The 14,882-nt window shown below is 69.8% G+C and carries 12 protein-coding genes; 4 read left to right on the top strand and 8 right to left on the bottom strand.

The window, feature by feature from the left end; translation table 11 throughout:
* Positions 1 to 41 precede the first annotated feature (41 nt).
* The 4 genes from SCATT_RS02475 to SCATT_RS02460 all read left to right on the top strand — a co-directional run bounded on the left by SCATT_RS02475 (position 42) and on the right by SCATT_RS02460 (position 3,176).
* A complete protein-coding gene (locus SCATT_RS02475) occupies positions 42 to 485 on the top strand; it encodes a hypothetical protein (protein WP_014141320.1) in 444 nt (147 codons plus the stop codon).
* An 11-nt stretch (positions 486 to 496) separates the two neighbouring features.
* Positions 497 to 1,894, top strand: coding sequence for a hypothetical protein (locus SCATT_RS02470; RefSeq protein WP_014141319.1), 1,398 nt, complete (start codon positions 497 to 499; stop codon positions 1,892 to 1,894).
* Positions 1,895 to 2,016: 122 nt separating this feature from the next.
* Complete coding sequence (locus SCATT_RS02465; RefSeq protein WP_014141318.1) at positions 2,017 to 2,322, top strand: hypothetical protein; 306 nt, start codon at positions 2,017 to 2,019, stop codon at positions 2,320 to 2,322.
* 122 nt (positions 2,323 to 2,444) lie between these two features.
* The gene (locus SCATT_RS02460; RefSeq protein ID WP_014141317.1) at positions 2,445 to 3,176 is read left to right on the top strand and encodes a protein phosphatase 2C domain-containing protein; all 732 of its coding nucleotides are present in this window, start codon (positions 2,445 to 2,447) and stop codon (positions 3,174 to 3,176) included.
* Here the strand turns inward: SCATT_RS02460 and SCATT_RS02455 are convergent.
* From SCATT_RS02455 to SCATT_RS02420, 8 genes are all read right to left on the bottom strand, one after another.
* Positions 3,157 to 3,363 carry a hypothetical protein gene (locus SCATT_RS02455; protein ID WP_014627360.1) on the bottom strand — a complete coding sequence of 69 codons (207 nt, stop codon included), beginning with the start codon at positions 3,361 to 3,363 and terminating at the stop codon, positions 3,157 to 3,159. The two genes, SCATT_RS02460 and SCATT_RS02455, sit on opposite strands and share 20 nt — an antisense overlap.
* Before the next feature lie 1,020 nt (positions 3,364 to 4,383).
* Entirely contained in the window at positions 4,384 to 4,701 is a 318-nt protein-coding gene (locus SCATT_RS35920) for a PadR family transcriptional regulator (protein WP_014141314.1), read from the bottom strand.
* Positions 4,702 to 5,603: 902 nt separating this feature from the next.
* Positions 5,604 to 7,652: a thiopeptide-type bacteriocin biosynthesis protein gene (locus tag SCATT_RS38870; RefSeq protein ID WP_014141310.1), complete on the bottom strand. Its 2,049-nt coding sequence runs from the start codon at positions 7,650 to 7,652 to the stop codon at positions 5,604 to 5,606.
* A complete protein-coding gene (locus SCATT_RS02440) occupies positions 7,634 to 8,860 on the bottom strand; it encodes a lanthionine synthetase C family protein (RefSeq protein WP_014141309.1) in 1,227 nt (408 codons plus the stop codon). The genes SCATT_RS38870 and SCATT_RS02440 overlap by 19 nt, the downstream gene beginning before the upstream one ends.
* Positions 8,857 to 11,919, bottom strand: a complete 3,063-nt coding sequence (locus tag SCATT_RS02435) for a lantibiotic dehydratase (RefSeq protein WP_014141308.1) — start codon at positions 11,917 to 11,919, stop codon at positions 8,857 to 8,859. Before SCATT_RS02435 ends, SCATT_RS02440 begins: the two co-directional genes overlap by 4 nt.
* Before the next feature lie 77 nt (positions 11,920 to 11,996).
* Positions 11,997 to 12,194 (bottom strand): FxLD family lanthipeptide, encoded by a 198-nt coding sequence (locus SCATT_RS02430; protein ID WP_014141307.1) that lies wholly within the window; start codon positions 12,192 to 12,194, stop codon positions 11,997 to 11,999.
* A gap of 14 nt (positions 12,195 to 12,208) precedes the next feature.
* Complete coding sequence (gene fxlM, locus SCATT_RS02425) at positions 12,209 to 13,486, bottom strand: methyltransferase, FxLD system (protein ID WP_014141306.1); 1,278 nt, start codon at positions 13,484 to 13,486, stop codon at positions 12,209 to 12,211.
* Positions 13,487 to 13,701: 215 nt separating this feature from the next.
* Positions 13,702 to 14,847 carry a methyltransferase domain-containing protein gene (locus tag SCATT_RS02420; RefSeq protein ID WP_014141305.1) on the bottom strand — a complete coding sequence of 382 codons (1,146 nt, stop codon included), beginning with the start codon at positions 14,845 to 14,847 and terminating at the stop codon, positions 13,702 to 13,704.
* Between the last annotated feature and the right edge of the window lie 35 nt (positions 14,848 to 14,882).

Genomic DNA, 14,882 nt, shown 5'->3' with positions numbered 1-14,882 from the left:
CGGCATCGCTGACCGGGGCCCTCGCCCGTCGGAGAAGACGCGTGCCCACCCATCCCCACCGCCAGGTCGCCGCACACGACCAGTCCGTCACCCACCGGTACGTCATGCACTACCCAGCCCATGCACCCCGCGAAGGAGACCCCCACTACCGCGCCTTCGAGCTGTACCGGCGCCACCACCGCCAGGGGGCAGTGTGCTACGTCGGCGAGCGCGCCGGGCACGACCAGTGCGCAGGCGACCTGGAGCTCCACCACTCTGTCTTGGAGTTCGCGGTCGTCAACGCCGTCGACGCGGCAGCACTCCACAAGGATTTCCCCGAGGTACGCGAAGACGCGACCGCTGAGGAGATAGCCCAGTGGGCCGAATCCTCACCGGGCCAGTTCCGCTGGCTCTGCGCGTACCACCACCGAGGAGCCGGCGGGGCCCACACTGCCTCACACGCCGACTGGTCCGCGCAACTGTACGTCCCCCACCTCATCAGCTAGGAGAGCCTGCAATGCCGCGGACCATGTACGACGCGGTGACGCCCGCGAACATCCCCGCCAACGCGACGATGGTCGCCGGTTACGCGGACGGCCGGTACGCCAACCTCGACGAGCTGCGGGCCCGTTTCCCGGCAGCGACCATCATCAGCATCGCGGTGCGGTGGACCACCAGGGCCCAGGTGCTGGACGTGGAAAGCGGCGACGCCACCCCTGAGCAGGCCGTGCAGTGGTGCACCCAGACCATGGCCGACACGCCCAACCACGAGCTGACCGTCTACTGCAACACCTCTCAGTGGCCGTCCGTTCGGGCGGCGTTCCAGGCTGCCGGGATAACCGAGCCGAACTACTGGGTCGCCGCCTACGACGGCGACCCGACCATCCCGGCCGGGGCGATCGCCAAGCAGTACCTGGGCGACTACCACGGCTACGACAAGAGCGCCGTCGTCGACTACTGGCCCGGCGTGGACACCAGCCCGCCCCCCGGCGGCGAGTTCTACCCGGGCGCCAACCGCTCCCACTGGTATGAGCAGGCGTACCCCGGCGACCCGATGCGCGTCAACACGATCATCTGGCACTCCACGGAGACCACGGTGCTGCCGGACTACGGTGGCGGCAGCATCGCGCCAACACTGACCGCGGTCCCCAACTGGCGCGAACAGCGACTCGACTGGTGGCAGCACTTCCCCTTCGACACCAGCGCCCGGGCCCTGGTCCACGACCGTGCCCTGATCGGCACCAACACCCTCAACGTCGCACAGATCGAGATCGTGGGTACCTGCGACCCCGCCACGCACGCGGCATGGACCCAAGCCGGCATCCAGCACCTGTACATGCCTGCCCTGCCCGGCTGGGCCGTGCGCGATCTGGCTGCTTGCGCTCGCTGGGCCCACACCACCCACGGTGTTCCGCTCACCTCCGGGCTGCGCTGGCTGCCGTACCCCGCCTCCTTCGGCGCCAACAACGGAGTGCGCATGGACGCCGCCGCGTGGTCGGCGTTCCGGGGACACGCAGGTCACATGCACGTACCCCAAAACGACCACGGCGACCCGGGTGTCTTCCCCATCGCCGCCATCCTGTCCAACACCCCTGTCCTGGAGGACGACATGCCCCAGTGGCACACCGGTCCCATCACCGCCGGCTCCGAGCCGACCGTGGTCCTCGTGCCGCACGGCAACGCCTGGCAAGCCGCACCGAAGCGGACCCTGCACCTGGGCATGGATCAACTCGGCGCCCCCGCGGCGACCGCCACCGTCCGCGTCGCCGTCCACAACGGCATCCGCTGGGGAGCCGTGTCCACCGTCAAGGTCACCGCAGCCGGGTCCACGGTAGACGTCGATGTGACCGGCGCCGTCAAGGTATCGCTCCAGACCACCACGACCGGGCTCGCGTACGCCGTCGAGACCTGGTGAACTCCTGACCCGCGCCCGTAGAACGGACCCGCCATGCTCGCGCTTGTCCGCTGGCTCACCCTCGCCGAGCGCAGCGCTCTCACCCGCTACGCATCAACCGCTGTACCGGAGGAGGGGAGCCAGTGACCCCGGAGAACCCGCACGGCGAGACCGAGGCTGGCGTCACCATCCAGTACAGCGTCAAGGAGCTGATCGAGGGCCTCCACCGGAAGCTGGACAGCCTCATGACCCTGCTGCACGGCAAGGCCGACTCGGTCACGGTCAAGGCACTGGAAGTACGCATGGACAGGGTCGAGGAGCACATCGCCACCCAGACTCACCACCGAGAGCTGGAGGAGAAGCGCGCAGACTGGCGCCGGTGGCTGATCCCGACCCTGGCCACGCTCATCCTCGCAGCCGCCACCGTCGCCTCACTCCTCAAGACCTGACCGCGCACCGCTCCTGCTCTGCCCGAAGAGCCGTACCGCCCCCGCCTGGTCCCTGCGGACCGGGCGGGGGCCTTTTCGTGATTCGCAGACGCCGGGCAGCGAGCGCACCTACTGTGCTCGCCATGACCACTGCCAGAGCTCAGACGGTCACCACGGCCACAGCCACGCGCCAGGGCAGCCGCCCGTGCAACGCGGACGCCGCCGCCGTGCACCGCGTGCCGGGAACCCGCCTCATCGGGGCCGCCGTCGTGGACGGAATCGGCAGCAACCCAGCCGTAGCACGCCTCGCCGAGATCGCGGCCGAGGTGATCGCCCGGGTCGCCCCGCGAAAGACACCGGTCCTCGGCATCCTCGCGGCTGCTGAACTGGTCGCGGCGCCGGCCGACCGTAATCCGATCGACCCCGACGCGGTCGCCGTGGCCGCGGTCGCCGAGCCCGGCCGCCGCACGGGCATCGCGTGGACCGGAGACGCCCGCGCCTACGGCTGGGACGGGACCACGCTCACCCAGCTCACCACAGACCAGACCGTCGGCGAGTACCTGCGGGCCAACAGCGGTGGGGGCGGGCCGGTGGAGCTGCTGGCTCAGGCTCACGACAACTGGCTCAGAGCCTCGCTGGGCCGCAGCTCCATCTCCACCGTGCACACCGTCGGCACCGATGCTCGCCTGGTGCTCCTGACGAGCGACGGCGTCCATGATCACATCCCGCATAAGGTGCTGGAGGCACTGGTCCGCGAGCATGCCGAGAACGCGCAGGCTCTCGTGGAGGCGGTAGTGGAAGTAGCCGAGCCTGATGAGACCGGCTACCGCGATGACGCGACAGCGGTGGTCCTGGTCACGACGACGACCGCTTGACGGGGGTCATGGACCCGGTGCCCCACCAGTAGGTGCGCACGAAGTAGTCCTGGCTATGGGGGTCGCCCGGGATGGGCGGCCGGGACGGCAACAGCACATCGAGCATGTAGGCCGTGCGGCCGTCCGGCCAGTCCTGCCGCTGGAGTACCCAGGCCCGTCGCCATGCACCCTCGGCGTAGACCCGCATGGCTGGCCGGCGCCCGGGCGGCCAAGTCCGCACGCGTGGCTCCGGACCCATCTCCGGCCGCCACGGCGGCGCGATATCAGGCTCGCGTGGCGTGGCGCTGTTCACGCGATCGAGTTTAGACGTTGAGCTGAGACGGAAGGTCGGCCCTTCCCGGCCGACCCGCGCGGGCGGCGGACCGGAATGACGGAGAACGGCCGGGTGAACCTTATCGGGCCTCCGGGTCATTGTGTTGTGCGGCGGTGGCCAATTCGATGCCTCGCGTTCGACGCAACCAGCGGACCAAGAGGGCGAGCGACGTGCCACACGCGCCACACCATTCCCAGCCATCGGTCAACAAGGAATGTAGCCCGTCGTGCCAGTCGATGTAGATGGCGAGTGCTCCTACGCCGCTGCATACGAACCCGTGTGATCGGCTCTGCGTAGCCAGTATCCAATCAACCGGTGCCCATGCTGGCTGAAGGACATCGTGTAGGCGCATACGAAGCGCCGCCCAGAGGAACCCGCAGACATACGTCCATTGACGGCGGGTAGAGAGAACCACGCCCTTCTCCGGTTCGCCAGCGAGGATCGCTGCCCACTCTTCGCTGAGGTTCGGCCGCCCGGAACCTGCCAGACGGGCAGCTAGTGAGGCGGCACACATGGTCGGGCGCGGCACACCGCTGTGGAGGGAATCGCGGCCATGCAGGGGATTTTCGGGGTAGCGCACAAGTCTCGTGACTTCGGCTGAAAGGCCAGCGACACAAATCTGTGCTTCGATGCGACCTTGCCCATTTTCTATTGCGCGGACGATTGTGACTATCCCGCTTAGGGGCATCGTGCAATTCGGATGGCGAAATTCTGCCATCATTGAGAGTAGGACTACGAAGTCGTCCGGTGGTAAGGCGCGGGCCATGCGGGCCACTGTGCCCCTCATGGTAATCCGCAAAGATTCGGTGTCGTGAGGCTCGACCGAGACATTGATGGTCAGGGGGGTGGTTGGGTCTGGTGAGCTATGGAATTCCGCCTTCTTCCGCAGTCCCATTATGCGTCTGCCCCCAAGGCGGGGGACGGCGTACCGCGCTGACCCAGACGGCTTCGGACTGCTTCTTCGGCCAGTTTCCGGCCAGTCCCCGTCAACGTGTAGAAGCGGCGGGCTGGGCGCCCGGGGTGGGGGACGACTTCCTCTTGGCTGGCGATCCAGCCACGTTCTGTCAGCCGGTCGAGGATTGGGTAGACCGTGCCAGACCCGAGAGCGGCTTCCTCGCAGATGCGCAGGCCCCAGGCCGGGTCGTCGTCGGTCGACGCCAGAAGTACCTGGAGTACTTCAAGTGTCGGTCTGGTGAGGCGAATCGATGCCATGGCGGCAGTTAAGCACTAGGGTGAGCGTATGTCGAGGACGACATACGCGGGCAGGGTGGTGTTGCTGTGCCCCGAGCCAACCCTGACTTGCCGGGTTGCGATCTTGCGTTCGTGGGACCGACTGGGGACCGGCTCGGGGTGCGTACGCATGGCGACCTAACCCCGCGCTCGCGGGGACGACACGCGCTCGTGCGTGCGGGGCCGGGTGGCGATGGGGCTACCCCCGCGCTGGCGGGGACGACGATCGCACGGGTGGCATGCGCCGCCCTCGGTTCGGGCTACCCCCGCGCTGGCGGGGACGACTCGACCTGGCGGAGTGGGACACACATACCCCACGGGCTACCCCCGCGCTGGCGGGGACGACACTTGCTGACCTTGGATTCTACTCTGGGCGTCGCCCAGCGTCATTCAGTTGGGAAATCGGATCGACATCCCCGTGTAGTGCCCATGAAGGCTGCGGGGCTATTCGGAGGCAGCAGGACCGGTGGGCCATCCTCTGGGATGTGGGCTGACTGCCCTACGTGGTTGCTGCTTCGCCGCAGCTGCCGGACGCCGTCATAGCCAGTGAGGCGGGCTCTCAACTCGGGGCGCTCCGCTACGGTGAGGCACGGGAGGTGCGATGAAGCATGACGAGTATCACTGGGTGGTCACCCTGATGTGGGTGCAGGGGGACCAAACGCTACTCAGGGGGCGACAAGGGATCATCACGGTCCAGCGGCCCGGTACCACTCGGCAGGACCTCTTCCACGAGGTACTGGAGTACACCCGCACTACGGTAGGGGCGCCCGAGTCGGCTGGCGTGATCTTCTGGTCCCTCAAGCGGAACCGGTTGTAACAGTGCCCCGTCCGGCCGAAGTCGGGAGGGGTTTTCGCGTTCCAGGCCCGGGTGCCGAACCTCATTGCTACTCGCTTGTTCTAGCGCTGAGGGCCCGGGTGAGGGCGGGCTCAGCGGTGTCGAGCGATGCCATCAGGTCGGTGAGCAACGGTGTAGGCATGTGTCCTTGTTCGAGGCCGGCGTTGTCGAGGAGTGTCCTGAGCGCTTGGGTGGTCGCCGGGTCGGCTTGCTTGCTGACGTTGGGGTGGTGGAGCACTTCCCGGGCGGCGTAGGCGTCTTGGGAGTCTGCGGCGGCTTGGATGAGGTTGGTGCGTAAGGTCTGTGCCTGTTGCGGGGCGTGTTCGGCGGTGAGGTCGGCCGCGATGAGGGCGAGCCGGATGCTGAAGAGCATGCCGCTGGGTGCGAGGGACCGGTGTGCCTGCTGGATTGCGTTAAGGGTCGCGGCGGCGCCGTCGGTGGTGAGGTGGTGGTTCAGCGCGTCGTGGTAGGTCCGCAGGCAGGCTGCGACCGCCTGCTCCCAGGGTTCGGTGCGCGTCGCGGTCTTGAGGGTTTCGAGCGCCGAGTCGGCTCGCCCCTGTTGGAGTTGGGTGATGACCTGTGTCTGCCGGGCTTCGTGGAGGCGTTCGGCGTGGTCGTCGTGCATGGCGGCGTGTGCTGCTGCTCTGGTCCACTGGCCGGCTGCGGCCAGGAAGCGTGTGCCGTCGTCCAGGAGGAGCGTGCGAAGCCAGGCGGAGACCTCTTTCCTGTCCGTGCCGGTGGCGGTGAAGCGGTCGAAGGAGATCGGTATGCCGTGGATGACGGTGCTCCCGCCGTGGTGCACGGCGTGGTCGAGAGCGTGCAGCGTCTGGAAGGCGCCTTCGGGGTCGCCGGCCCGGTGGGTGAGGCGGGCGAGGTTGGCAAGTGGCTGGAGTGAGGCGATGGCCGTGCGGCCGGCCACCGGCCACGCGGCGTGGAAGACGCGGAACTGCCGCGTGCACAGGTCTGCGGCCAGGCCGGGCATGCCGCAGTCCGCAGCGATCAGCGCAGCGAGGTTCCAGGCCGCGCAGGCGCGGTCGATCGCGGCTTCGGGGTCCGGCTGGTGCTGGCCGGCGTCCGCGTGCCGGCGGACCTGGGCGACCCGGGTTGGCAGGTCGGGGCAGGTGAGGTGGGGGCGGTAGACCAGCGGGAACCGGCGTGCGATGCGGTCTGCGGAGGTCGGTGCCGGGCTTTGGGGCCGGGTTTGGTGGGGGATGGCGGAGCGTGCGGGCTGGGCGGCAGGGCCGAGGATGTATGCGCGGGCGGCCCACGAGAGGATGCTCTGGGTGCGTGCCGGGAGTCCGAGGCGGTTCCAGTGGAAGATCACGTGGTAGGCGAGGACCTGACGCAAGCCGCGGTCAAGGGATCCGTTGCGAGCGGTTGCTGCCAGGTCCCGGCCGGTCCGGCGGAAGGCGTCCGCCCAGTCGGCGGCGAACGCCACAGGGCCGTCGGGCCCGAGCAGCGGGCCATCCGGGGCGGTGTCGGCGGCCATGATCTGCCGCAGGTCAGCGGTGAGTGCCTGGAGCCGGTCGGGCGGTACGTCGGCGGGAAGCGGGCGTTCCTGGGCGACGTGGTGCCACACGTCGCCTTGCTCGTACCACTCCAGGGCGGCGGCGCGCATCATGGTGGTGCACAGCAGGATGGACAGCTCGCGTCGGCCGAGCGCGGTCTCGCCGCGGTGGTGGAGGTCGAGGATGGCGCGACTGTCCGCGTGGAACAGGGCGTGGGCCAGGCTCATGCCGATGGTGTTGCCGAACGCGGCGGTTTCGGGTTCGTAGATGCCGGTCCACCAGCGGTCCAGGTGTCCTGCGGCGGTGAGGCCGTCCAGGACCGCAGACACGCGGGCTTTGACGCTGTGCTCCTGGGCGCGGATGCGCACGCGCACCCGCCAGCAGGGGTGTTTGCGGATGTACCACCAGCCGGTCACGGTGTTGTCCGCCTCGGCCTGGTGCAGGAGCGGCGCGAGGTGGCTGGCCGCGACGTTCTCGGCTTCGGCCCAGTCGGTGAAGTGGAGGTACAGCTGCCACCAGTCACCGTCCTGCGGTACGGCGTCGGGACCGGCGGCAGGGGTGCCGGCGGGGCTCAGTTGATCAGCAGGCATGCGTCCCATCCGGAGATCGGTGCGGCGTCACGCGCGGCGGTGGTCAGCGCGAGAGCGGTTCCTGCGGCGCCGTTGAGGAAACCTGGCTCGTCTTCGCCGCCGGATCCGGCGTGTTCGACGAGGGCTTCGGCCAGGCGCGGCAGGTGGGTGGCGAGTGCGGGGGTGGTGGCGTCGCGGGCTGCGCGCCATACGGTCTGGTAGACGCCCGCCCATCCGTGGCACAGGCCGGCGTCGGTGAGGCGGCCCATCTGTACCGGGTCGGCGAGGCACTGGTGGAGCGCGTCCTCGTAGAGCTGCTGGCGGCGCCGGTCGCCGGTGGCGAACGCGGCGAGCTGCCCGGCGCGGGCGATACCTGGGGTGCCGTAGCACCAGCTCGGCCGCGCCGGTCCGGCCTGCCGGGCGCGGCCGGTGCGCAGTTCGCCCAGGGTGATGTGCTCCGGCCACCACGGGCCGGCGTCGCCGTCCTGCCGCCAGGTATCGAGCCAGGCTAGGATAGTGCCGATGGCCTCGTGGTGGCCGTCGACGGTGATCCCGCGCCGTGCGGCCTGGCTCAGCAGGAGCAGCGGTCCGGTGATGCCGTGCGCGGCGCCGAAGTTGCCGTGCCCATCGGGGTAGCGGGCGGAGGTGCGCAAGCGTGGGTCGTGGCAGGCCCACCAGCCGGGCAGCTCCTGGCCGTCGATGGTCACCGGTCTGATGAGCGCGACGAGGTAGTCCAGGATGCGTCCCAGGGCGCTGCTTCCCGGGGCACGGTGCAAGATCAGCGCGCCGGTCCCCGTCAGACCCGAGAAGATGTCGTACTCGCGGAAAGTGGGGAGTTGACCGCCGCCCAGACGGGCCATGGCCGCATCGGTGTGCTGGTGGGCGGCGGCGGTGACGTGCTTGTCGACGTCCTGAAGTGCGCCGCGGTAGCGGGTGGTGGAGCCGATGGCGGCGGTGTGCAGCATGTAGGCGACGGCTGGCGCGCCGAGGTACAGGCCGGTGTTCTCGGCGGCGCTGATCGGTCCGGCTACCGCACGGGTGATCCAGGCGTGCGCCTGTTGCCAGGTGCCGTCGCCGGTGTGGGCGCGTTCGATGTGGAGCAGAGCGATGCCCGCCGGGCCTCGGGCGAGGGACTGCGCCTCTCCGGGCTTATCCAGGCTCGCCGGTTCGGGGAGCGCCAGGTACCGGGCGAGGTGTTCGGCTGTGCTCAGGCTCACGGGTGTGGTCATTGGGTCGTCCCGGCGGTGTAGCGCAGTGCGCAGGCTCGTGCGAGGCGGGCGGTGATCCGCCGGAGAGTGGGGTCGGGGCCGAGCGTGCGTGTTTGGTGAAGGCGGAGCAGCGGACGAAGGACCGTGAAGGGTTGGCGTTGGCCGGCCAGGTGCTCTCGGTAGGCGGCCAGCGTGGCGGCACGCGCCTGCCAGGCCGCCGCTACCTCGTCACCGCAGGGCCGGGCACGCAGGGTTGTCCTGCGTCCGTAGGGGTCGGCGATGTCGAGCGTTTGCTCACGCAGTGACCGGTCCAGCCGTCCCGGCTCGTGCGGGAGTTGCTCGGTGAGCCAGGTGAGGCCGTCGGCGGCGGATGGCGCGAGGCGGGCGGCCAGATCGACCATGCTGGCCGCGCTGAGGGCCAGGGGGTCGGTTCCGCCCCGGGTCGTCATGCGGATCTGGGCGAGGGCCGCGGCGGAGTCGGCCGCGAACACCTCGTACGCGGCTTCCAGCGCCGGGCCGTGGCCGTACTGTCCTGTCGGGGGCTGGTAGGTGGCGAGCGTGAGCTGGGCGACCAGCCGTTGCCGGCGCAGTTGCCGTGTCCAGGCGTGGAGTTGTTCAGCGGTGCGGCTGTAGTCGTCCGGTTCCGGCAGCCGCAGGTACAAGGCGAGGTGCTGGTCGGCGTCCGGTCGGGGTGTGGTGCGCTGCCGGTTGAACCACCACAGCGGTGTGCCCTGGAGGCTGTCGATGAGGCTGGGCAGGTGGCCGGTGAGGATTTCGTCGTAGCGGTCCGGGTGCGCGTGTAGGTGGGCGGCCAGGACGGTGGAGTGCCCGGGCAGGTGTCCGGCGTCGGCAGTGACCGTGGGCACCAGGGTGCGTTCCGGGATGCGGGCGGGCGTGGGGTTGGCCAGGGCCAGGGGGAGGAGGAGTTCGTGGGCGCGGCCGAGCCAGGCGAGGTCGCGCGCGGTGGCGGCTTCGCGCAGTTCGAGGTGGCCGGTGGCGTTCAGGCGGGTTCGCAGCACGAGGCGGTGCACCGGGTGGGTCAGGTCCATGCGTAATCGCTGGTCGTGTTCGGCCAGGGTGACCAGGTCGGGTACGCGCCGCCTGGTCCGCCACGCCTCGAAGGCGGCGTCCCAGGCGTGCCCCGGGGCACCGGGTCCCGGCAGGTCAGGTCCGGTCAGCAGCCACCTTGCGGGCGCCAGGATGGTGCGTTTGTGGCGCACCCGGGGAAGGTAGGGCAGACGGGCGGCGGCTCCGAAGTCGAAGTACCTGTACACCGCGCACCGGGCGGTGCTGATCTCGCCGAGGAACCGGGCGAGCGGCGGGGTGTGCACGCCGGCTTCCAGAGCGTGCGCGACTCGCGGCTCGATGCGCATGCCGGTGGAGAGCCGCACCAGGAACAGGTGGCGGGTGTCCGCGGTGACGGCGAGGTCCGACAGGGGGATTACGCTCTGGTCGGGCATGGGGTGTTCGGACAGGGAGATCACCTGCGGGAGCAGCCGCTCGGTGCGGGCGACGTTCTCGTTGCGCCGCTTGCGCGGTACGAACGACAGCTGCGCCGCCAGGGCTCCGGGTGCTGCGGCCCGGTAGGCGTCGGCCAGCTGGGCTCGGGTCTGGGCGGGCAGCAGGTGGGCGAAGCGTCCGGCCATGCTGCTGGCGGGTCTCGGGGTGCCGGTGACCAGCAGCCGGAACGCTCCGCGCGCCAGGTCCTCCGGCGAGGCGGCGTGAACCTCGACCGCCACCTCGGCGTAGGGTGCGCACCTGGTTGGCGTGTCGGCGTCGGACAGCTCAGTGATCAGGGACTCGGTCAGGATGATCTCGGGCGCGCCGTCGAGGATGGTCTGCTGGACCAGCGCCAGGAGTTTCTCGTCGCGCTCGGTCATCTGCCGGGCCGCGGTCTTGTAGGCGGAGCCCAGGTATCCGGCCGGCAGGCCCAGCCCGCTGTCGGCCACCAGGTCCAGTACGGGCACGACCGCGTCCGGGCCGTACCGCGTGCGGTACCGGGCGTGGTAGTCCCGCCACGCCGGAGAGCCGGATGGGTGGGCGGAGACGCGGTGCAGGACGTTGACGGCTTCCTGGGCCTCCACGGCCACGTGCTCGGGTATCTCGACGTCACAGTCCAAGCCGGTGTCGATCACCAGCGGCACGGAGGCCACGTCGCTGAGTGCCTGCATCCGGTCGGCCAGGTCCGACCGCGCGGGCCTCGCGTCGATCACGACCGAGCGGGAGAGTTCGTGCCGTAGGGCGTACAACTCGGTGACGAGGTCGGTGATGTCAGGGATGGTGTGGGCCTCGGCCGCTTCGAGCAGATCACATACGTGCCCGAGGGCGTCCAGCCGGGTCATCGGGGCCCGTAGGCTGGAGATCAGGATGTCCCGCGCGACCAGGCCGCCCAGCATCGCGTCGATCCGGCCGACGGGCGCGGCGGGGAACTGCTGTGCCAGCAGCGCGCGCAACTCCCCGTACCGGATGGGCATCCGTGCGGCGTCGAGTGCGGCAGCCACCGGCCGGGTGTGACGCACCGAGACCTCGACGGGGGCCAGCTCTTGCGGCTGCTCGCCCGGCAGGCCCGGTACCACGTAGCGGTCTCCGCGGACCTGTCCGGCGTTGCTGGCGACTACGGTCAGACGGTCTACAAGCGGGGGACAGCCGTTCAGGCGCTCGATGATGCCGGCGAGCCAACACGCGTCAGCACGTGCGACGGTGCGGTGCGTACCGCGCCAGGCCGCCTTCGCGGCGTCGGTGATGCGCACCGCGGCGACCCCCGCGAAAAGACCGAATGGTGTGGGGCGCTGCTGCCAGCGCAGGAGGTAGCTGGCCATGGAGATCGCGGCTCGGCGCACCTGCCGCGGCTGGCAGCGTTCCCCCGCCAGTACCTCGCTGATGCGTCGGCACAGCGCAGGACTGGCCACGGCGAGGGTGTCGCGAACCTCTTGGCGTTGCCAAACCGTGGCCAGCCATTCCCGGGCCGCCGTTGTGTCGCTGGCGAGGTCGAGGTCGCGTGGCAGGTCCAGTGTGCCGGGTGCTGTGGTGGCGCGCAGGAGTGCACAGGGAAGCCACTGGTAGCTGACGTCTGATGTCACAGGTCGCCTCCGCAGCGGTGACAGGAGGGTGGCGGGGCGCCGGGAGGTACCCGGCACCCCGGACCATCGCCGATCCGTCAGGCCGGGTCGCCGATGTAGGAGTCGCACGCACTGGCGCCGTTGGCGCAGGTGTTGCCGCAGCCGTCGTCGGTCGGGCAGTCCGCGTAGCCGGCCATGGGCCCGGTGGCCACGACGATTCGGACATCCAGCGTGAAGTCGTCGTCGGCCGGGTCGTCGGCTAAGCGGGTGTTGTCCGGCAGCAGGACGTCGGGCATGGTGACCTCTCTCTTTACTCGGTGGTGTGGTGCTGGGTTGCCCGGTCCTCGGCGGCGGTCGCGGTCGGGGACCAGGAGAGCGTGACCCGGCAGTGGGTCTTGTCGATCACCCGTCCGCCGGGAAGTTCAGGGATCTGGTCATCGGGGGTGCCGGCCGGGTAAAGGGTGATGCGCGGGCCCGGGCCGCCGCGGTGTTCCCTGTCCCATGTGCGCACATGGTCGGCGATCGCTTCGGCCAGCGTGGGACCGCCCGGACCGAAGGCATGGACCACGAATTCCGCGAAGGCATCATCCTCCGCGATACGCGTGGTGATGTAGGCGAAGTTCGCCCCCTCGACGCAGGCCATCGAAAAGCCCTTGTTGCGCGGAGCGACCAGCCCGGTGTCCAGGCCCGCGTCCACGGACATGGTGCAAAAGCCGGGCAGGACGGTGGCCATGTACAGCTGGAGCGTGTCCACCGGCTCCATCCGCCGGACCAGGACCCCGGTCGAGATCTCGACACGTGGGCTTCGCACCGCGTTGTTCAACTGGCCCGGATCAGCAGGCAGACCGTCATCGAACCGCAGGACGATCTCCTCAGTGCCGTTGACCAGCAGCAGATCGGCCTCGTGCGCTCCGGCACCTTGCATGGACACGAACCCGCAGATCCGCGCCGAGGTGCTGACTAGTCGATTGCCCTGGCGCTGGAAGGCGACCGAGCGCACCAGACCACGGATCCTCAGCGGCACGACCAGGCGCCCGGTTGCAGTGAGCTGCTCGATCCATGCGGGCGGAATGTCCCACGACCCGACCGTCACCATGATCACGTCGTAGGGGGCGTGAGCCGCAACGCCCTCGGTGGCATCGGCGAGCAGCACGCGCACGTCCGGGTAGCCGGCCTGCGCCAGCAGGCGCGCGGCACGCTCCGTCACCTCCGGGTCGATGTCGACGGTGGTGACCTCGCCGGTGTTCCCGACCAGCTCGGCCAGGTAGGCCGCGTTCAGGCCGCCGGAGCCGATCTCCAGCACCCGCATGCCCGGTCGGACCTCGGCCTGCTCCAGCATGAACGCCTGGATCTGCGGGGCGGACACCGAGCTGACAGCCCTGCCATGCTCGTTCCTCTTGGTGACCACTGCGTTGTAGGTGTGGTACGCGTCCTCCAGGCTCGCCTCAGGGGTGAACGCGTGCCGCGCGACCTTGCGCATCACGGCTTCGACGTCCTTTGAAACGATCTCGCCGCGGTCGACAAGCTCGTCCACGACCGCGTCGCGCAGTCGCGCAGCATGCTCGTGGTCAGAGGTCACATCAGTCATCGAGCGGGTCTTCCTTCGTGCTTCGTCGGGGAACTGTCCGTCTGGCGACGGAACTTGAACTTGGGGGGCGGTGGGCACGACGCTAGCCAGGGCGTCTCGCCTTCGAGGCGACTATGAGTGTTTCCGCTGCGGCGCGCCCGAGTTCGGCCGGAAATCAACCCTGACGAGGGGTCCTGGCCTGCTCCGTCTGATACCACGCCGACCGTTCGAGGCGTTCAGAAGGAGGTGAGGACGTGGTTGGGGCTGTCGAACCATAGGCGGTGGGTGCCGGTGGAGGTGATGGTCAGGCCGAAGCGGTCGAAGGCCGGGCGGTCGTGTTGCAGGTACCAGGTCCAGCAGCGGTTGAGGGTGCGGCGGATGCGGTGGTCGCCGACCTCGCGCCACAGGACCGGCTGGTGGGGCGCGAAGCGGCCTTCGGCCCAGGAGCCGTCGGGCATCACCAGCCGCCGGACGGGCACGGTATCCCCGTCGCCGGTCTGGAGATCGACACCGGGCAGGTGGCCGGCCAGCAGGAACAGGAAGCACGGGTCGTCGAACGCCTCGACGGGCACGGTGCTGGTCCCGGTGATCGTGGCGGCCGTCACACCGGGCCCGGCGGCGGGTGCGGGGTAGCTGGCGGGGTGCTGGCGGGCGGGCATGACCGCGACCTGCCCGGGCAGGAAGCGGCCTTCCAGGACGCCGTGGTCCTCGGCAGTGAGCACGACCAGCGCGCAGCCGAGCGGCGGCATCAAGGGGGCGATCAGCCGGCCGCCCGGCCGCAGTGCGGCCCGCAGCGTGTCCGTGATGCGGGGCAGGGCACAGCCGCTGATGATCCGGTCGAACATCTCTGACCACAGGTAGGTGGTGGCGTCGCAGGTGACCACCTCGGGGGTGTAACCGAGTAGCTGGAGAGCGGCTTGGGCGTGGGTGGTGAACAACGGGTCGATGTCGGCGGTGGTGAGCCGGCCGGAGGCGTTGAGCCGGTGGGCGATCAGCGCTGCCTGGTACCCGGTGGCCGTGCCGATGTCCAGCACGGCGTGATGCGCCTCGACGCCGAGGGTTTCGAGCATGCGGACCACCAGGCCCGGACGGGTGCTGGAGGAACTGGGCACGCCGGCCAGGCCGGTGCCGGCGTTCGCCGCGGTGTGCGGGTCCAGGTAGGTGACCAGGGTCTGGTCGGTGTAGACCGCGTCCAGGTAGCCGTCGTGGTCGACCCCGACGCGGTGCCAGACGCCGGGGTCGTCGTCCCCGGGCAGGTAGAAGGCGGGCACGAACTCGTGCCGGGGGACTTCCTCGACAGCGGCACGCCAGCGGTGGTCGTGCAGGTCGCCGGTCTTTTCCAGCGTGGCAGCCAGGTCACGGGCGCGGTCACGCCAGGTCATCGGTACACCGTCCGTCCAGTTGTGAGTTGCCGGCC

It is taken from the genome of Streptantibioticus cattleyicolor NRRL 8057 = DSM 46488, from assembly GCF_000240165.1.
GTDB lineage: Bacteria > Actinomycetota > Actinomycetes > Streptomycetales > Streptomycetaceae > Streptantibioticus > Streptantibioticus cattleyicolor.
Note: the sequence above shows the minus strand (reverse complement) of the source record. Positions and strands in the feature narration are given on the sequence as shown.